Source organism: Lysinibacillus sp. GW247-5R2A, from assembly GCF_059424475.1.
The window spans coordinates 23131-40678 of sequence record NZ_JBWKZL010000005.1; the positions used below are offsets into that span (position 1 = coordinate 23131).

Genomic DNA, 17548 nt, shown 5'->3' on the forward strand with positions numbered 1-17548 from the left:
ATAAAATGCCCTAATGTAATAGAAGTAGGATTAGACTATAGAGCAACTCTAATACTTTTGAGTTGCCTATAGTCTTTTTTCATTTCCATGACAATCCATCAAGAGCAGTAAAATTCATGAAGAAAATGACAAGAGCCATCGAGATTGGTATTCTCAATGGCTCTTGTCTACGGTTTGACGCGTGTTATTTTATTAGTTAAATTACTGTAAGGAATTGGCTTGCATTTGATACATTTTTTCATAAATTCCACCAAGCTCAAGCAATTCATCATGTGTGCCATTCTCGACAATTTCCCCTCGATCTAACACTAGGATTCGATCTGCGTTTTTAATCGTAGAAAGTCGGTGGGCAATAATAAACGTTGTTCGTCCTTTTTTCAGGACATCCATGGCATGCTGAATAATTTCCTCTGTTTCTGTATCAATATTGGATGTTGCTTCATCCAGTATTAAAATGGCTGGATCGAAGGCAAGAGCTCTTGCAAAGGAAATAAGCTGACGTTGTCCTGAAGATAATGTACTTCCCTTCTCGATTACAGGCTCATCATAGCCATTCGGTAAATTCGCTAAAACACGTTCTCCTCCAACAGCATTTAAGGAATCCTTAATCTTTCCTGGAGAAATGTTTGGGTTATTTAAGCTCACATTGGAGGCAATGGTTCCCGTGAATAAATACGGGTCTTGAAGTACAATTCCCATATGCTCCCTCATTGTTTGACGAGGGACAGATGTAATATCAACACCATCAATGGTTATTTTCCCTTTTGATGGATCATAAAAGCGGAATAGTAAGTTCATAATCGAACTTTTCCCGGAGCCTGTATGACCCACTAAGGCGATGGTTTCACCTTGATGGGCCTCGAATGAAAGGTTCTTAAGTACGTATTCATTATCCTTATAGGCAAATGAAACATCCTCGAACAGCACGTTGCCCTTATATCTTGGTAAACTTTTTTCTGATACTGGCTCTCCATCTGTATCTAGCACCTCAAACACACGCTTCCCAGCAATAAGAGAACGTTCAAGCTGAGAAAATTGGTTCACGATATTCGTAATAGGATTAAATAGCTTTGTTAAATAATCGACAAACGCATATAATGTACCCGCTGAAATCACTTCAGTGGCTGTATAGGATTGTGTACCAAAATAGACAATAAAAACTGTAAACATAATCATCCTTAAAGTATTCACTAGGTTAAAGGATGTGGCTGAATCAAGAACTAAAAGCTTGCGCTCGTAAGCGTAATGCTCATTATTCATATCATCAAATTCCTTCGTCATTTGTTGCTCACGTCGGAATGCTTGAATAATGGTCATCCCTTGAATAGATTCATTAATCATGGCATTAATATCGGCAATTTTCGTACGGATCACATCATTATATTTGGAAGCAAATTTTCGATACAAAATCATCCATAAATACACAATAGGAATCATCGTTAAAGCAAGCATTGCCATTTTCCAATTTAAAATAAAGAGTGCTATATAAACGCCAAAGATGGATATGAAGCTCGTCACAAAATTGGAGAGTACCTGTACATATAAATTCCGAACTGCCTCTGTATCATTTGTAACACGCGCAACAATTTTGCCCGCTGGTAAATTATCAAAGTACTGGATCGGTAATGTTTGAATATGTTCGAACACATCTTTACGTAATTTTTGAATAACCCGATTCGCACCAATTTGTAAATAAATATACATAAAATAGCGTAATATCGCTGTAGCAATTGCTAATAGTAAATAAACCATTAATAACCACGTAATCGGTTTGATTTCAATATGACCAATCGTCATGTAATTATCAATAATATGTCTAGCAATAAATGGTCCAACAAGCTCCGTAAAAACGGCGATTGTTAAGAAGAATAAACCTAGAAAAATAGGCTTTTTAAAATACAATGCATAGCGCATTAAACGTTGACTCGTACTCATGAGGCACCTCCTTCTAGCTGCTGACGGTCAAATTGCTCCTTGTACCATCCTTGTCGTGAAAGAAGTTCCTCATGTGTTCCTTGCTCAACAACTTGCCCATCATCCAACACGATAATAATATCAGCATGTTGAATACCTGATAATCGGTGCGTCGTAATAATCGTTGTTTTCCCATCACGCTCTCGCTGAATATTTTCAATAATTCTAGCTTCTGTCTTTGCATCAACAGCTGACAGTGAATCATCTAGCATTAAAATTTCAGGATCTTTGATTAATGCGCGAGCAATGGATACACGTTGCTTTTGACCGCCCGAAAGAGATACACCCTTTTCACCTACAAGCGTTTCAAGACCCATTGATAGATTTTCTAAATCCTTTTCAAAATACGCCGCACGTATCGCCTGCTGCAATTCTGCCTGGGTCGCATCTTCTTTCCCGAATAATATATTTTCACGAATAGTCCGTGAGAATAACACATGGTCTTGTGGTACATAGCCAATCCAATCTAGAACTTGCTCCTTCGTTTGAGCAGTAATATCAATACCATCAATAGAAAGCTGTCCCTGACCAATTGGATATTCACGTAATAATTGACGGAGGAAGGTTGTTTTCCCCGCGCCTGTCTTTCCAACAATTCCAAGTGTTTGACCTTTTTTCAATGACAATGAAACCTGTTGTAGATTTTTCACTTGGCTCATTGGATATTGGAATGTTAAATCATCAAAGCCAATCGCTTTAGGTGTCGCAATCATTTGTGGATTCGGAATATTTTGAACATCCGCCTCATAGTTTAACGTTCCCTGCACACGATCGAGTGATGCATTCCCTTGTTGCATGACATTGATTAGCTCTCCAATGGCAAATATTGGCCAAACCGCTAATCCTAAATAAACATTAAAGGAAACAAGTTGCCCTACTGTCATGGCCTCCGTTGCCACTAAATGAGCACCATACCCGAGCGCAACAACATAGCTGATTCCTGTGCCCACTTTAGTTATCGGGCCAAATAAAGCGTTAATTTTAGCCGTATGAATATTTTTCTCATAAACGATTTCACTCATATCCGCAAAATTAGCCTCATCCTTTTTTTCCTGCACATAGGCACGCACTACTCGCACACCTGCAACTGATTCAAGGACACTGTCGTTTAATTCTCCAAAAGAATCCTGAGCCTTCATATAACGTTCATGAACAATTTTTCCTAAATATTGAATGAGGATGGCCATAATAGGAACGGGTAGCATGGCAAAGAGTGTTAGCTTCCAAGAAATCATATAGCCCATTGCAAAAATGATAAAACCCATATAAATCGTTGAGTCAATCAACGTCATAATCCCAAATCCCGCAGTCGTAGAAACGGCATTTAAGTCATTTGTTGCCCGAGCCATTAAATCTCCGGTGCGATTTTTTTCATAAAATGTTGGAGTCATTCGTAAAAAATGCTGCATCAAATTACGACGTAAAATTTTCTCAAGGTTAATAGCCCCTTCAAATAGTCGGAATTGCCACACAAAATTTAGCAGATAGCCCCCAATAATAATCCCGACAAAAATAAACACATACTTTGTTAAAATAGCTGGCGTCATTTCCCCTGCAGTCAATATATCAATAATCGAGCCCAGTAAATACGGAGGGACAACCTCTAACCCACTGGCAATCATCAATAACACAATCGCGACTGTATATTGTTTCCAATATTGTTTGAAGAACCAGCCTAATTTACTTAAAACATCAAACATACATAATAACCTTCTTTCTTCCGTGCTGTTGTAGCATGGCTACCCACTTTCTAGAAATTCCTTTTTGAAAATCATTCGTCGTACAGTGTTCCGCATAAACATACACTCCTTTTTTGGTTTTCACTATAACCTTTTTAGGCACCAAAAAAGACACATACCCCTCCAAAGAGCATGTGTCTCTTATAAAAGGCAGGATCAAATCCATACCTTTATGTGCAATCTTAAATAAGCGTTAGGCATGGACAATGTATGTAGCTGTGATTGAATATGATACTGATGAAATGAACATTGTCATGCCCTCCTTTGGTTTATTTGTTATAGTGTTCTTGAAGATTATCACACTATAGAAATAATTGTCAACTATTCCCCAGTTATTTTTTATCATTTTCAGGGAAATAGTTAGCGCTTTAAAGCACTAAAATACAATTTTATACCAAAGACCCAAAAGGAAAGCATGTTCTCATTTGTTATTTTTAACATTACATTATTTTTTGATCGCTTACATTAACCTAAAGACTGAAATGAACTGACAGTGAGAAGAATTTTGCTACATGCTCAGCGATCTTTTGAGAAAGTAGCATGCCTCTTTTTCTTTCTAGATGTCTATATATCATCATCATTATTTAGTTATTTATTATTTAGTTATTTATTAATTAGTAGTGGCGGGTTTTCCGTTACTGGTTTAGCCGTTTACGGATAACCCGTAAGCGGTGATTTTTGCATGTATTGCCTGTACCTCTTTTTTAGTAGCAACTAGACTCCAAATTTTCCTAAACCTACCGCAAATCTATGTTTATATACTATATTTATATATTATATTGTTACAGCATAATCACTCACCCCTTCTATAGCACGATCTATCAACTATATAAATAGTTAAACACCATCTGGGGACATATTCGGTCATTTATTGAATTTCCCACTATCGAATATTTCTAAAATTTTCTTCTCGTGATACACTTTTTAATAATAGTCATTTAAGTAAGGGGTCTTTACGTTGAAATCATTTTTCACTGTTGGGATTGGCGGCATTGTTGGAGCCATTTGCCGATATGGCCTGAGTCTTGCCGTTCCAAACTCGGAAGGTTTTCCATCCACAACATTATGTATAAATTTACTTGGCTGCTTTTGCCTAGCATGGCTTTTCACTACTTTTACAAAGCGCACACCCGTTGTACTTGGGATTGGCACTGGTTTTTGCGGAGCCTTTACTACCTATTCAACATTTTCCTTAGAGACATTATTACTCGTTCAACAAAATGAGTGGCTCCTAGCAGTTCTCTATGTTGTTATAAGTGTTGTAGGCGGTTTAGTATGTACCTGGTTGGGTATTCGTCTTGCAAGGGGGCGACTGGCATGATTCTTGTCGGGGTTGGTGGATTTTTTGGCGCCATTTTAAGGTTTTATTTAGGCAAACTATTGGCCCATCCGTATCCATGGGCAACTTTTATTATCAATTGTACAGGCTCCTTTGCACTCGGTCTTGTTTTTGCCCTCCATCTCAGTGATTGGTTATGGCAGCTGATTGGCATTGGCTTTTTAGGAGCTTATACAACATTTTCGACGTTTGGATTTGAATCATTACAGTTAATTGAACAGCAAAAATGGGGACAAGTAATAAGCTATATCGCTAGTACCCTACTGTTTGGCATACTATTTGCCACCATTGGTTATTTTGCCGTGTAAAAGAGGTGATAGGAATGACACAGCCATCCAATGAGCTACTACAAGAATTAGAACTTGAGATTGAACATGCACTCTATAGCCTTATTGACTTAGAATTAGCAGAAAATTATGCGGCGATGAACACGCAATTTGCTCAACTACTTGCAAAGGTTCAGGCAGCACAGCTCATCGACTATAAGCTTGATGTTCTCGTAGAGCCCCAAGCCTTTGCTACAGAAACTTGTATTCTACTACAAAGCTTAATTGAAGCGAAGGCTAGGCCCAATAAGCGGCATAAATTGTTAACACATCGGATGATATTAAAAATATGGCTACGGAAAAACCAACGCTTCATGAAAGAATTTTTACCACAAATGTTTTAGGCGCCCCTTTGCTTACAAGGGCGCCTTTTTAGATGGGTATTTGTAGTAACACTTCTTTTATTTTGCCCTCAATGATCATATCAAATGGCACTGTATGCTGAGAGGTATCCAAATTGATATAGACAGTCTTTCCTTTTGTCATCATTGGAAGTTGGTTCACCGGATATACTTCGAGGCTCGTTCCAATCACTAGGACAAGCTCGGCTCTTTTTATTGCCTCCATGACTATATGCCAGCTTTTTTGTGGTAAGCTTTCCCCAAAAAGCACAACATTTGGACGCAATGTACCACCGCATTGTGAGCAACTAGCTTTACGCTTAAAGTCGTCTATGAAAGCAGCCTGCTGGCAACGATGACAACGGATGGACCGTATCGAGCCATGCAATTCCTCTACATTTTGACTTCCCGCTAATTGGTGAAAGCCATCAACGTTTTGAGTCGCCACTAAGGATACGATACCCCTTTGTTCCCAAATAGCTAAAATAGAATGACCTTCATGAGGTGCTGCCTTGACTAATGTTTCTAGACGTAGTTTATAAAATTCATGAAATAAAGCATAGTTCTCTGTCAATGCTTCTGTAGTCGCTACATTTCGGGGATCCATATGATTCCACCACCCTGACACTGAGCGAAAATCGGGAATCCCACTTTCTGTTGACATGCCAGCTCCCGTTAAAATCACTGTATTCTTTGAGGATTGTAACCATTCACCCAACTTCTCAATGGACATGTTGTCTTGCCTCCATTCTTCGTTCAGCCTAGAAAAAAAACTTCTACAACTATCTATTTCGACAATGCTCCTATTTTCCCTGTAAATGACTAGTACATAAACTAGGAAGTTTGTTTAGTAAGAAACTTCAATTTATTATTCACAGATAACATTCGAATGACCACAATGAAAATAACGATAACTGATAATTCAAGCGGACTGCTCCACCCTGCCCAAATACAAAGCCCACAAACAAATGTTAAGACGGCATGAATCTCTTCTCTTAATGCAAGCGGCGTTCTACCAGCCAATAAATCCCGTATCATGCCACCGCCAACACCCGTAAACATAGAAGCTATAATAATGATTCCTAGATCGTGATTTAGGCTTTTGGCTAATAATCCACCCTGTATTGCGAAAGAAGCAAGACCAATTGAATCAAAGAAATAGCCCCAGCGGTTCCAGTGATGAATCCAATTTCTTTTCACAAATAAAATAGTTGTCAGCGTCACTAAAACGACTAGTAAGGATTGCCGCTCCCATATATCGGACACAGGTATATCAAGTACAACGTTGCGAACAATGGACCCACCATAAGAGGTTGTTAGGCCGAGCACAAATATACCAATGAAAGAGTATTTGGCCTGTAAGGCGACAAATGCGCCGCTAATTGCATAGGCAATAATGCCAATAATGTGTAATACTGTCCACGTCATCTGATCCAACTCCTTTTGTTTACAGCAAAAAGCCCACCATAAAATAGTTGCGCATCTTTGACGCAAACTATTTTATGGTGGGCTAATATCCTAGCAGTTTTACCTACTAAATTATCCATCTCACCAAATCTTTATTTGAAATTTCATAGACGTTCTGCAATAGACAGAAAACACAACGACCATAAAATTTCCAAGTAAAATTGTAATCCATTTATGCTAGAAATACAAACGATAATTTGAGTTACAGTGTTTCATAGATGACCTGACCCATTTGAGAAACATCATAATCTCCTAATGCAGCCACTTCAGATTGGAAATCTGCTGAAGTCAAAATCTCCTTCACTATATCAATTAATTGTTGATTGTCAGGCGTTTTTAACAGCACAATATCATAGCGTTCTCTAATAACAGGAATAAAATCAACGTTTACTAGTCTAGCAATTTTCTCAACCCCTATGCCAACATCTGCATACCCATTTGCTACAGCCGATGCGACATCGAGATGGCTCATTTCTTCTTTGTCATATCCATCAATCGTTGAAGGAGCTATGTGATGAATACGTAATTGCTCATCTAATAAAGTACGTGCACCCGATCCTTTCTCACGATTGATGAGCGTAAATGACTTGGTCTTAAAGTCTTTAAAGGCTTCTAGTTCTAGAGGATTTCCTTGCTGAACATAGAAACCTGCTCTACGGGACACTACATTAATGAGCAAAAAAGGATGGCTCACAAAAATCTTTTTTACATAGGGTGTATTGTAGTCTCCTGTGTCCCCATCAAACATATGTAAACTAGCTATATCGCATTCTCCGGTATACATCGCCATGATACCATTAAAACTACCTTCATGAGATCTCAATACTTTACTAGACTGTCTTTTTTCCATGTATTTTGCGAGTACATCTAACACTACATCTTGTCCACTAATAATTATTTTTGGGAGCTTTTTTGTTTGGCTGGCTACTACTGGCGTCGATGCAGCATTACCTGTCTTACGTTTTTGGATATAGCCCTGTAAATCAGCACGGTCCACCCTCATTTGGCGTCCCACTCGGAAAACGGGCAAATCTCCTTTTTTCACTAAATCATAGACCGTTAATTTCGAAACCTTTAATAATTGTGCAACCTCTTCAATTGTATAGGATTGTTCTTGTGACATATCATTCTCCTCCTATAAGCCTCTTCCTACATGGTAACTTATTTATGTACGTGTGAACATCTTGAAATTTTCTACCAATTACAGGTTTCTTTTTCACTTATAACTTATTATAATTAGTTATGTCTTGTTATAACGAGTTATAAAAGGAGAAAAATAAAGTGAAAAAATTTTATAGTTTCTTTGCATCCCTACTCATTCTAATTGGTCTATTAGCTGCTTGTGGAAACGAAGAAAATGACCCGCAAGTAAAAGAGCCGATTGAACTAACTATTTCTGCGGCTGCTAGTTTACAAGATGCCCTAGAAGAACTAAAAACAACTTATGAAAAAGAACACGATACAATTAAAATCCTCTATAACTTTGGAGGCTCAGGCGCATTACAGCAACAAATTTTACAGGGTGCTCCTGCAGATCTTTTTTTTTCGGCAGCCGAAGATAAATTCGATGCGCTTGTTGAAAAAGAGATGATTGATCCTAATCAGGGGGTGGATCTTTTAGCAAATGAATTAGTATTAATCGTGCCTAAAAAAAATGACAAACAAATCCAATCCTTTGAAGATTTAAAACAAGCAGGGAAAATTGCACTCGGTACACCTGAAACAGTGCCTGCGGGGCAATACGGTGTGGAAACGTTAAAAAATATGCAACTGTGGGCGTCGCTTGAATCCAAGGTAGTATATACAAAAGACGTACGCCAAGTCCTTACTTATAGCGAAACAGAAAATGTAGATGCAGGAATCGTTTATAAAACAGATGCACTTGTATCGGATAAGGTCGAAGTCGTTGCAACTGCAGATGATCAAACACACACACCAATTATCTATCCTGTTGGTGTCATTAAAAATAGCAAGCATGTACAAGAGGCTGAAGATTTTTATCATTTCTTACAAAGTGATGAGGCAATGGAAATCTTTAAAAAGTATGGGTTTAAAGGAGCGCAATAAAGGATGGGTACCGATTTTTGGTCTCCCCTTAGGCTTTCGATAGAAATCGCCTTTGTTGCGGGTATCATGGCTATATTGGCAGGGATTTTACTGGGCAAATGGATGGCAACCCATCATTTTAAGGGGAAGCTATTACTGGAAACGGTTTTGCTGATGCCCTTAGTATTACCTCCAACTGTAGTAGGTTTCCTGCTCATCGTTCTATTTGGCAAGAATAGCTTATTAGGAAATCTAATTATTTGGCTTTTTGATCAGCCTGTCATGTTTACATGGTGGGCAGCCGTTATTGCCTCTACCATCGTTGCCTTTCCATTAATGTATCAATCGGCCAAAACGGGCTTTTCCTCGATTGATTGCGATATTGAGCATGCAGCACGTGTGGATGGGGCTAACGAATGGCAAGTCTTTATGTTCGTTTCCATTCCACTTGCATTAAAGGCTCTTGTTTCAGGAGGTATTTTGAGCTTCACTCGTGCATTAGGTGAGTTTGGGGCTACATTAATGTTTGCGGGTAATATTCCAGGGAAAACCCAAACAACGCCATTAGCTATTTATATGGCCATTGATTCGGGGAACATGACCCTTGCCTGGACATGGGTTTTGTGCATGATCGCTATTTCTTTCCTAATGCTTCTTAGCATTCATATCCTAAAAGTATAAAAGAGGGAGCTGGTTTAAACCAGCCACCTCTTTTTCGTCATCCCCCACTAATAGGTGGAATAAAAGCGATTGTGTCACCCGATTTAACAATGGTTGAATCCGTTGCAAATTCCTCATTAATGGCTGTCATCATTTGCTGTAATGTTAATTGAGGATAGTGCTGTTCCATCCATTCTTTTACTTGAGCAACCGTCACGTCTGACAAATCTACTGATAGTGTTGACACACCAACCGCTTCTTGTAAATGAGCAAATAATAAAATATTAATCACAATTTTCCTCCTCATCAATCACCGGTTTTCCTTCAGGATACGGGACATTTTCTAATTGATCCCCGATCCATTGCGTACCATCTTCCCAATGTTCTTTTTTCCAAATGGGCACAATTTGTTTAATGCGGTCAATTGCATATTCATTTGCCAAATAGGCTACTTTTCGATGTGGGGATGATACCGCAATGACTACGGCAATATCCGTAATATCTAATCGCCCTACACGATGTGTAATCGCTATTTCTGCTTCTGGCCATTGCTGCTTTAGTTCCTGTGCAATTTGCTCAAACATTTTAATTGCCATAGCCGGGTATGCTTGATATTCCAAGTACAATGTTTTCTTACCTTGTGTGATTTCACGTACAGTTCCAATGAACAGCGTAAGCGCTCCAGCGTTTCGACTAAGTACTTTGTACCGTACTTCCTCCACATCAATCGGCTTATCAATAATTTCAAACATGGCTGTCGTCATAGTTTTCTCCTCATTTCATTCAACAAAAACTCCATATATTCTGTTTCTTCATTAATCGAAAAGCTTGGAATCCCTAGGTTTTGATCAATTGGATAGCTCGGCCAATAAATGACACAAAGGATATTAGACATTTGTTGTAGTAGCAGATGGTCCTGTGCTGTTCGTAGTAATACGACTTTTGGGTAAGGTTCTCTTTTATAGCCTTCAATCAAAATAATATCCATTGAAAAGTTAGCATAAATCGCAAGTATATCAGCAAGCTGCCAACTATGCTGGTGAATACTTAACCGTAAAGTTCCTTCCCCTTCTACTGCTGAAACACGAGCACCTGCCTGTTCGTGTCGACTACTATCCTTAGAAGAATTTTCTACCGGCGCTCCACCATGCCCATGATGTTTAATGGTCCCTACTCGTAGCCCTTCTGTCGTGGCTTGTTTGATTAATTGCTCCATCAATGTCGTTTTTCCGCTATTTTGATAGCCAACTATCTGTATGATTTTTCGATGTTGTTCCAAGGCCACTCACTTCCTCGCAAATCTTCTAGCAATAAAACTGCTACCTGCATGTCTTTTTCATAGCCGCGGGAGCCACCAGGTAAGACAATAAATGCATTAGCTGACGCTAAAGACGAAACGGCACTCGATTTATCAAAACCAGATGGTACAGCCACTAGCTGACCATTTTCATAGTAGGCACGAGCTCTTACAAAGCGAGTAAATGGATTGGCCTTTGTAAAATCTGCCCCTAATATAGCTTGCTCTCTACGGACATGTGGCTGTTGATTGCCAAATGCTGTGCGAATAATAGGGCGTACAAATAGCTCAAAGCCCACATAGCATGCTGAAGGATTACCCGAAAGTCCAAATAATAATTGATTATTTCTAGCAGCAACTGTTGTTACACTACCGGGACGCATCGCCACCTTATTAAATAATACCTTAGCGTCAATAGCTTTATAGATAGCTGGTAAATAATCATAATCACCAACGGAAACGCCTCCCGTTGTCAGTAAAATATCGACTTCCTGTAATGCTTTATCAACACTATGAATACATAAATCAAGATCATCGCTAAATTTGCCAAAGTATCGAACTTCTGCACCTGTTCGTTCGATTTGTGCCATGATCATATAAGCATTGCTATTTCGAATTTTTCCTGGCTGTAAAGATTCCTCTGGCTCTAGTAACTCACTGCCTGTGGCAATAACACCTACTACTAATTTACGGAAGACAGGTACTTGCGCATAGCCGAAGGTAGCTAGTAAGGCCATGACACCGGGGTTAATATAGTGTCCTCTTTCAATTAGAACCGTATGCTGCTGTATATCCTCACCTTGATAAGAAATATTAGTGCCCGCTGTAAATGCCCGTTTAATCGACATAAATGTTTGCTGATGTTCCACGAATGTCTGGGTTAATTCTAGCATTACAACTGCATCGCACCCTTTTGGTATTGGTGCCCCCGTCATAATGCGTACTGCTTGGCCATATTTAACTTCATCCTCGTAAACAAAGCCAGCACCAATTTCTCCAACGACTCGAAATATGGCTGGCTGTGCTGACGATGCTTCCTGACTATCGATAGAACGAATGGCATAGCCATCATAAGGGGATCGATCAAAGGCTGGTACATCATGATCGGCGACAATATCCTCCGCAATAAAGCGTCCATATGCCTGTGATAATGGCACAAACTCCTTTTTGGCTTGAAAAGCATATTCCATTACACGATGTACAGCTTCTGACACTGGAATTGGTTGTCTCTTTTCTAACATTTGGCACACTCCTTTATCCTAATAAACGATAGTAAATGGTTTTTGCTTGTTGTATCTCCTGAATTCCATGAATCACTACACGCCCATCCTGAAAAATGACAATGCGATAATCTTCTGTTTGGCAAGATAGCAAATAAGGATTAATTTGAATATCCCCATAGGAACGAAGCTGATCTGCCAACTGCTCTAAATTGTAGTGAATCGGATTTGGCGGTCGGATTTGTACTGCATCGCGCCCACAAAGCACCTCAAGTTTTGTTTGATTTTCATAAGCTAGTGAGGGGTACGTAGGGTGCTGACCACAGGTTGGACAATCATCCTGACGTACTTTATCCACGTTGATTTCATAATGTTGATTTTGCCAAACATCAAACGTCAAATAGCTTTTTCGTAACGCCTTTTCATCACCCACTAGCAGTTTAAACACCTCTGCTACTTGATATGCCGCTACTATTTGGACAGTGGGGCTAATAATTCCTACTGTATCACAGGTCATCCCTGTTTGAGGCATTACCTTTAACAAACATCGTAAACATGGTGTTTTCCCTGGCACAATCGTATAGGTAGCCCCATAGCTACTTACACAGGAACCGTACACCCATGGAATACGATGCTGCTGTGCAAGATCATTCATCAAAAAGCGGACATCGAAATTATCAGTGGCATCTACCATGACATCTATATCGTCTAGCAACGGTAGCAAAGATTCTGTACAGGCATCCATAATAGCAACATGAATGGCCACCTCTGCATTAATTTGTTGCAGTCGATTTTTGGCTGCGATCACTTTCGGCAATTTCTCTTGTGCGTCTTGCTCTGTATACAATTGCTGTCTTTGCAAATTACTCCATTCCACATAATCTCGATCGATTAGCGTTAATTTTCCAATACCTGCACGCACAAGTGCTTCTGCGCTAGCACTGCCTAAGGCGCCAACCCCTATGATGAGGACATGTTTTTGTTTTATTGCCTGCTGCCCTGTTTGTCCAATAGGGCTAAATAATTGTTGTCTTGAATATCTATTATTCATGAGTATTTTGCCTTTCCTTCTATGAATTTTCGTTTGACCTTTTCGTCGATAGCATTATAATAAAGTGAAACTTACTCAGAAAATTTTTCTCTATTTCGTGCTTATTCTTCACTTCACGAATGGAGCCTTTTTTGTGAAAAACGCCAATAATGAGCAAGAAAAGGAGGTCATTCTACCTTGCATCCTACACATCATCAACTACCCATCCATGCGGCCATTTTAACTGTGAGTGATACACGGACAAAGGGAGATGATTTAGCGGGTCAGCGCATTTATTCTTTACTTCAAGAGGCTGCTTTTGAAGTAGTCGACTACCAAATAACAAAGGATGAACCGCTTGAAATCTCAGAACTTATTCATCAATGGTGCAATCATGCCAACATCAATGCCATTATCGTCACTGGCGGAACTGGGTTTACACCAAGAGACCAAACCTACGACACCATTTTGCCTCTTTTTGAAAAAGAAATGGTGGGGTTCGGAGAAATATTTCGAACGTTAAGCTATGAGGAAATTGGTCCAAAAGCTATGTTTAGTCGGGCCACAGCTGGTTGCCGCCATCAAACGGCTATTTATGTTTTACCAGGTTCTACTAACGCTGTCACATTGGCCATGACCAAGCTCATTTTACCAACCGTACAACATTTTGTTGGAGAATTGAATCGCCTATGAACGTTGCGGGTGTTATCTTAGCTGGTGGTCAATCTTCTCGATATGGTCAACCGAAAATGTTTGAGACGTTTGCTGGGCTGCCATTATATAAGCACAGCCTCAACGCCCTCCAAGAAAATGAGCTAGATCCTTTGGTGATTGCTACAAACGCTAGCCTGCAACCAAGGTTTGGCCCCGAGAATGTGCAATGGATTATAGAACAGCAGCCCCATCAAGGGCCACTTTTTGCCCTGTATCATATACTGGTAGCTTTTCCTGAGGTAGAATGGTTTTTTGTTGTCGCTAGTGATATGCCCTATATGAACGCAACGTTTATTGAAGAGATGCTAGGCAATATAAATGATTCTTATGATGCGATTGTTCCAAAACAAAACTCACGCTACCAGCCATTAGCAGCCTTATATCGACGCACTGCCCTACCCTTGGCAAAACAATTGATGGAACAAAACAAACGGAGTATGAAAGCGCTTTTAGATCAGCTTCGTGTTTGTTATGTTCCTTTTAATGAAGACTGTCCAACATTTATTAATATCAATGCTCAACATGATTGGCTACAAACAGATACAAAGGAGTCTAAAAATGAATAATTTTACCCACTGGAACGAAGCAGGTCGTCCCAAAATGGTCGACATATCTGAAAAAGAAATAACAACGCGTACAGCCATAGCGCGCAGTACCATTACATTATCCAATGAGGTCTATCAGGCCATCCAACAAGGTGGTATCAAAAAAGGTGACCCTACACAAGTCGCTCAAATTGCAGGAATTATCGGCGCTAAAAAAACGGCTGATATCATCCCTATGTGCCACCCTATTATGCTACAGGGCACGGATCTGCAATTTGACTATCAGAAAACGGATCTTGGTTATGAGCTACACATACAAGCTACTGTCAAATGCAATGGAAAAACTGGTGTCGAAATGGAGGCCCTTACAGCCGTGTCCATCGCTGCCCTCACTTTTTACGACATGTGTAAGGCGGTAGATAAAACGATGGTCATTAAAGAAACCTATCTTGTAGAAAAAACAGGCGGAAAAAGCGGTACCTTTACGCATAAATAAACAGAAAAAATTCGGCATCTTGCCGATTTTTTCTGTTTTTCATGTTTACCCCCCGATATGAGACATTTCAACTTTAGCCTTTTTCCTGTTTGCCATCGTCTGTTCGTTGCGCTCGTCTGAATAGCGATCATTTCTTTCTGTCCAGACATTTTTTATACAATTAATAATGGTTGTATCATCTTGTCCTGACCTTAATAGCTCTCTTAAATCCGTACCTTCTGTAGCAAATAAACAAGTATATAATTTGCCCTCTGCTGAGAGGCGGGCACGTGAGCAAGAAGTGCAAAAAGAATCTGTAACTGATGATATAATACCAATCTCCCCTTGATTATCCTTGTATTGGTAACGTGTCGCCACTTCCCCTTGATAATTAGGTGCAATTGGTTGCAGCGGTGAATGCTGATGAATCTGCTCAACGATGTCTTTTTTGGCCAACACGTCATCCATGCGCCAACCATTCGAATTCCCAACATCCATATACTCAATAAAGCGTAAAATATGTTGTTTTTCTTTAAAGAATCGTGCCATTTCTAAAACATCCTGGTCATTTTTCCCTTTTTGAACAACCATATTAATTTTTACTTGTAAACCTGCTGCTGCTGCCTTTTCAATACCCTCTAACACCGTTGACACCTTCCCTCGATGTCCATTCATCTCAAAAAAACGCTCATCGTTTAGTGAGTCTAAACTAATTGAAACTCGGGATAAGCCTGCTTGTGCCAATGGCTGTGCATATTTTTTTAATAAAGTGCCATTTGTTGTTAAGGCGATATCCTCTACACCTTCTAGGCGATGAATTCGGTCAATTAATTCCGTTAAATCACGACGTAATAAAGGCTCTCCGCCTGTAATACGAACTTTTTTAACACCTAATGAGACGAAGATTTTGACTAATCTTTCAATCTCATCGAAGTTTAATATTTTATCAGACGGTAAAAATGCATAATCTGGACCAAATACTTCTGCTGGCATACAATAACGACAGCGAAAATTACAGCGATCTGTCACGGATATTCTTAAATCTCTTAACGGTCTGTGTAGTTGGTCTTGTAGATCCGTCATTTAATCTCCTTCTTTCCGTACATTCTGTGCTGGTATGATGATGCGTTCTGGATGTGTATAAATATTCAATGTTTGTTGTCGAATAAAGCCTACCGTCGTAATGCCAAGCTGCTCGGCCAATTGCAAGGCTAATTCGGTTGGTGCCGATTTAGACAATACTATTTCACAGCCTATTTTAGATACCTTTAGTAATATTTCTGATGATATCCGTCCACTAAAAACAATAATTTTATCGTGCATACTTATTTTGTGACGTAAACAATAGCCGTAAATTTTATCTAAAGCATTATGGCGACCAATATCCATGCGACTTAAAACAATGCCATTGACATCACATAGCGCTGCATTATGCACACCACCTGTTTTTTTAAATATATCAGCCGTCTCCTGCATGGCATGCATTAAACGAAAGCAATCTTCAGTCGTAATTTGGACATGAATATCTTCCATTTTTTTTGCTACTAAAGCATCGTTTGTGAAAACAAAGCCTTGTCGACTCATCCCACAACAAGACGTTATATAGCGCTTGTTTTGCGTTAGCTGATAGTAAGGATTGACATGCTTGGTTTTAACGTGCACAAAGCCTTCCTGTTCTTGATGCCAAATATCCTCAATATCCCCGTAACTACGGATCACTCGTTCAGATGCTAAATAACCGACGACCATATCCTCGACATACTCTGGCGTACAAACCATCGTGACAAATTCTTGTTGATTAATTTTCACGGTCACAGCATATTCTGAGACAATTAAATCATCTATTTCCTTCACTTGCTGCCCCTCAACCCGCACAATCTTCCTCGTAACGGCCCTCTCCATAAGGCATCCTCCTTTATTCACTTATAGGCTTTTCAAAAACAAAGACGGAAATCGCAAAATCCTCTTCAATTTTAATATCTGAAAATAAATGGAGTAATTTACTGCCCATTAATTCTTCCATGCCCTCCGGTGGCGATTGTGCGTATAAATCTTGAATCATGCTCGTCCTTGCGGCATGAACCATTTTCAATCCTTCGGGTGAACCCGCAATGAATTTTTCAGTTGGGGTGATATTCCCGTATAAAGTTGAGACAGCCATATTTTCAACAAAAACCGTATGAATACGTTCGGGTCCTTTACCAAAAACTTCTTTTCGTAATTTACGAATCATATCGTTAAATTCATGAACTTTTTTAGACATCGTAATGATTCTCCCATCATTATTATACTTTTTTTGGCAATCGCTATGAGGGTCACCCTTACAGTTTGTTAATCATATAGTAACTTTTTAAAAAATAAAAGGGAAAATGTTT

The 17548-nt window shown here is 39.4% G+C and carries 22 protein-coding genes; 8 read left to right on the top strand and 14 right to left on the bottom strand.

The features are described 5' to 3' along the window. Window positions 1–201: 201 nt before the first annotated feature. The 3 genes from AC07YC_RS09120 to AC07YC_RS09130 are packed head-to-tail and all read right to left on the bottom strand — an operon-like array spanning window position 202 to window position 3798. A complete protein-coding gene (locus AC07YC_RS09120; protein ID WP_494919116.1) occupies window positions 202–1935 on the bottom strand; it encodes an ABC transporter ATP-binding protein in 1734 nt (577 codons plus the stop codon). Beyond that, the gene (locus tag AC07YC_RS09125; protein ID WP_494919117.1) at window positions 1932–3674 is read right to left on the bottom strand and encodes an ABC transporter ATP-binding protein; all 1743 of its coding nucleotides are present in this window, start codon (window positions 3672–3674) and stop codon (window positions 1932–1934) included. Before AC07YC_RS09125 ends, AC07YC_RS09120 begins: the two co-directional genes overlap by 4 nt. Beyond that, complete coding sequence (locus AC07YC_RS09130; RefSeq protein ID WP_494919118.1) at window positions 3667–3798, bottom strand: hypothetical protein; 132 nt, start codon at window positions 3796–3798, stop codon at window positions 3667–3669. The genes AC07YC_RS09125 and AC07YC_RS09130 overlap by 8 nt, the downstream gene beginning before the upstream one ends. Before the next feature lie 873 nt (window positions 3799–4671). Here AC07YC_RS09130 and crcB point away from each other — a divergent pair. From crcB to AC07YC_RS09145, 3 genes are read left to right on the top strand one after another with little or no spacing between them, the layout of a single operon-like run. After that, the gene (gene crcB / locus AC07YC_RS09135; protein WP_336635026.1) at window positions 4672–5034 is read left to right on the top strand and encodes a fluoride efflux transporter CrcB; all 363 of its coding nucleotides are present in this window, start codon (window positions 4672–4674) and stop codon (window positions 5032–5034) included. After that, on the top strand, window positions 5031–5360 hold the full coding sequence (locus AC07YC_RS09140) for a fluoride efflux transporter FluC (RefSeq protein WP_261612542.1): 330 nt from the start codon (window positions 5031–5033) through the stop codon (window positions 5358–5360). Before crcB ends, AC07YC_RS09140 begins: the two co-directional genes overlap by 4 nt. Before the next feature lie 14 nt (window positions 5361–5374). Then, window positions 5375–5722 carry a hypothetical protein gene (locus AC07YC_RS09145; RefSeq protein WP_494919119.1) on the top strand — a complete coding sequence of 116 codons (348 nt, stop codon included), beginning with the start codon at window positions 5375–5377 and terminating at the stop codon, window positions 5720–5722. 28 nt (window positions 5723–5750) lie between these two features. Here AC07YC_RS09145 and AC07YC_RS09150 read toward each other — a convergent pair whose 3' ends face one another. The 3 genes from AC07YC_RS09150 to AC07YC_RS09160 all read right to left on the bottom strand — a co-directional run bounded on the left by AC07YC_RS09150 (window position 5751) and on the right by AC07YC_RS09160 (window position 8309). Then, window positions 5751–6452 carry an SIR2 family NAD-dependent protein deacylase gene (locus AC07YC_RS09150; RefSeq protein ID WP_494919120.1) on the bottom strand — a complete coding sequence of 234 codons (702 nt, stop codon included), beginning with the start codon at window positions 6450–6452 and terminating at the stop codon, window positions 5751–5753. A 101-nt stretch (window positions 6453–6553) separates the two neighbouring features. Further along, window positions 6554–7147 (bottom strand): trimeric intracellular cation channel family protein, encoded by a 594-nt coding sequence (locus tag AC07YC_RS09155; RefSeq protein ID WP_494919121.1) that lies wholly within the window; start codon window positions 7145–7147, stop codon window positions 6554–6556. Between the two features lie 241 nt (window positions 7148–7388). Continuing rightward, window positions 7389–8309, bottom strand: coding sequence for a substrate-binding domain-containing protein (locus AC07YC_RS09160; RefSeq protein WP_494919122.1), 921 nt, complete (start codon window positions 8307–8309; stop codon window positions 7389–7391). Window positions 8310–8467: 158 nt separating this feature from the next. Here AC07YC_RS09160 and modA point away from each other — a divergent pair, with 158 nt between their 5' ends. Both modA and modB read left to right on the top strand, forming a co-directional pair. Then, window positions 8468–9253: a molybdate ABC transporter substrate-binding protein gene (gene modA, locus AC07YC_RS09165; protein ID WP_494919123.1), complete on the top strand. Its 786-nt coding sequence runs from the start codon at window positions 8468–8470 to the stop codon at window positions 9251–9253. A 3-nt stretch (window positions 9254–9256) separates the two neighbouring features. Further along, window positions 9257–9913 (top strand): molybdate ABC transporter permease subunit, encoded by a 657-nt coding sequence (modB, locus tag AC07YC_RS09170; protein ID WP_494919124.1) that lies wholly within the window; start codon window positions 9257–9259, stop codon window positions 9911–9913. A gap of 37 nt (window positions 9914–9950) precedes the next feature. On the opposite strand, the gene moaD is transcribed toward modB, so the two are convergent. From moaD to AC07YC_RS09195, 5 genes are read right to left on the bottom strand one after another with little or no spacing between them, the layout of a single operon-like run. Then, complete coding sequence (gene moaD / locus AC07YC_RS09175) at window positions 9951–10184, bottom strand: molybdopterin converting factor subunit 1 (RefSeq protein ID WP_336635033.1); 234 nt, start codon at window positions 10182–10184, stop codon at window positions 9951–9953. After that, window positions 10177–10656, bottom strand: coding sequence for a molybdenum cofactor biosynthesis protein MoaE (locus AC07YC_RS09180; protein ID WP_494919125.1), 480 nt, complete (start codon window positions 10654–10656; stop codon window positions 10177–10179). The genes moaD and AC07YC_RS09180 overlap by 8 nt, the downstream gene beginning before the upstream one ends. Next, window positions 10653–11177 carry a molybdopterin-guanine dinucleotide biosynthesis protein B gene (mobB, locus tag AC07YC_RS09185; RefSeq protein ID WP_494919126.1) on the bottom strand — a complete coding sequence of 175 codons (525 nt, stop codon included), beginning with the start codon at window positions 11175–11177 and terminating at the stop codon, window positions 10653–10655. Before mobB ends, AC07YC_RS09180 begins: the two co-directional genes overlap by 4 nt. Further along, on the bottom strand, window positions 11141–12430 hold the full coding sequence (locus tag AC07YC_RS09190) for a molybdopterin molybdotransferase MoeA (protein ID WP_336635036.1): 1290 nt from the start codon (window positions 12428–12430) through the stop codon (window positions 11141–11143). Before AC07YC_RS09190 ends, mobB begins: the two co-directional genes overlap by 37 nt. A gap of 13 nt (window positions 12431–12443) precedes the next feature. Further along, window positions 12444–13460 carry a thiazole biosynthesis adenylyltransferase ThiF gene (locus AC07YC_RS09195; RefSeq protein ID WP_494919127.1) on the bottom strand — a complete coding sequence of 339 codons (1017 nt, stop codon included), beginning with the start codon at window positions 13458–13460 and terminating at the stop codon, window positions 12444–12446. 177 nt (window positions 13461–13637) lie between these two features. Here AC07YC_RS09195 and AC07YC_RS09200 point away from each other — a divergent pair, with 177 nt between their 5' ends. The 3 genes from AC07YC_RS09200 to moaC are packed head-to-tail and all read left to right on the top strand — an operon-like array spanning window position 13638 to window position 15194. Then, entirely contained in the window at window positions 13638–14132 is a 495-nt protein-coding gene (locus AC07YC_RS09200) for a MogA/MoaB family molybdenum cofactor biosynthesis protein (protein WP_336635038.1), read from the top strand. Continuing rightward, complete coding sequence (locus AC07YC_RS09205; RefSeq protein ID WP_494919128.1) at window positions 14129–14719, top strand: molybdenum cofactor guanylyltransferase; 591 nt, start codon at window positions 14129–14131, stop codon at window positions 14717–14719. The genes AC07YC_RS09200 and AC07YC_RS09205 overlap by 4 nt, the downstream gene beginning before the upstream one ends. Further along, complete coding sequence (gene moaC, locus AC07YC_RS09210; RefSeq protein WP_494919129.1) at window positions 14712–15194, top strand: cyclic pyranopterin monophosphate synthase MoaC; 483 nt, start codon at window positions 14712–14714, stop codon at window positions 15192–15194. The genes AC07YC_RS09205 and moaC overlap by 8 nt, the downstream gene beginning before the upstream one ends. Window positions 15195–15239: 45 nt before the next feature. On the opposite strand, the gene moaA is transcribed toward moaC, so the two are convergent. The 3 genes from moaA to AC07YC_RS09225 are packed head-to-tail and all read right to left on the bottom strand — an operon-like array spanning window position 15240 to window position 17436. After that, a complete protein-coding gene (moaA, locus tag AC07YC_RS09215) occupies window positions 15240–16256 on the bottom strand; it encodes a GTP 3',8-cyclase MoaA (protein ID WP_494919130.1) in 1017 nt (338 codons plus the stop codon). After that, the gene (gene fdhD, locus AC07YC_RS09220; RefSeq protein WP_494919131.1) at window positions 16257–17075 is read right to left on the bottom strand and encodes a formate dehydrogenase accessory sulfurtransferase FdhD; all 819 of its coding nucleotides are present in this window, start codon (window positions 17073–17075) and stop codon (window positions 16257–16259) included. Between the two features lie 13 nt (window positions 17076–17088). Beyond that, window positions 17089–17436: a Na-translocating system protein MpsC family protein gene (locus AC07YC_RS09225; protein ID WP_031416179.1), complete on the bottom strand. Its 348-nt coding sequence runs from the start codon at window positions 17434–17436 to the stop codon at window positions 17089–17091. Window positions 17437–17548 lie beyond the last annotated feature (112 nt).

Excerpts from the sequence above, each read along its gene's own strand:
- AC07YC_RS09225 (WP_031416179.1), bottom strand. The coding sequence starts at position 17,436 with ATGTCTAAAAAAGTTCATGAATTTAACGATATGATTCGTAAATTACGA.
- AC07YC_RS09190 (WP_336635036.1), bottom strand. The coding sequence starts at position 12,430 with ATGTTAGAAAAGAGACAACCAATTCCAGTGTCAGAAGCTGTACATCGT.
- AC07YC_RS09150 (WP_494919120.1), bottom strand. The coding sequence starts at position 6,452 with ATGTCCATTGAGAAGTTGGGTGAATGGTTACAATCCTCAAAGAATACA.
- AC07YC_RS09140 (WP_261612542.1), top strand. The coding sequence starts at position 5,031 with ATGATTCTTGTCGGGGTTGGTGGATTTTTTGGCGCCATTTTAAGGTTT.
- AC07YC_RS09180 (WP_494919125.1), bottom strand. The coding sequence starts at position 10,656 with ATGACGACAGCCATGTTTGAAATTATTGATAAGCCGATTGATGTGGAG.
- AC07YC_RS09155 (WP_494919121.1), bottom strand. The coding sequence starts at position 7,147 with ATGACGTGGACAGTATTACACATTATTGGCATTATTGCCTATGCAATT.
- modB (WP_494919124.1), top strand. The coding sequence starts at position 9,257 with ATGGGTACCGATTTTTGGTCTCCCCTTAGGCTTTCGATAGAAATCGCC.
- AC07YC_RS09125 (WP_494919117.1), bottom strand. The coding sequence starts at position 3,674 with ATGTTTGATGTTTTAAGTAAATTAGGCTGGTTCTTCAAACAATATTGG.
- moaC (WP_494919129.1), top strand. The coding sequence starts at position 14,712 with ATGAATAATTTTACCCACTGGAACGAAGCAGGTCGTCCCAAAATGGTC.
- AC07YC_RS09205 (WP_494919128.1), top strand. The coding sequence starts at position 14,129 with ATGAACGTTGCGGGTGTTATCTTAGCTGGTGGTCAATCTTCTCGATAT.
- AC07YC_RS09145 (WP_494919119.1), top strand. The coding sequence starts at position 5,375 with ATGACACAGCCATCCAATGAGCTACTACAAGAATTAGAACTTGAGATT.
- fdhD (WP_494919131.1), bottom strand. The coding sequence starts at position 17,075 with ATGGAGAGGGCCGTTACGAGGAAGATTGTGCGGGTTGAGGGGCAGCAA.
- moaA (WP_494919130.1), bottom strand. The coding sequence starts at position 16,256 with ATGACGGATCTACAAGACCAACTACACAGACCGTTAAGAGATTTAAGA.
- AC07YC_RS09120 (WP_494919116.1), bottom strand. The coding sequence starts at position 1,935 with ATGAGTACGAGTCAACGTTTAATGCGCTATGCATTGTATTTTAAAAAG.
- AC07YC_RS09160 (WP_494919122.1), bottom strand. The coding sequence starts at position 8,309 with ATGTCACAAGAACAATCCTATACAATTGAAGAGGTTGCACAATTATTA.
- AC07YC_RS09195 (WP_494919127.1), bottom strand. The coding sequence starts at position 13,460 with ATGAATAATAGATATTCAAGACAACAATTATTTAGCCCTATTGGACAA.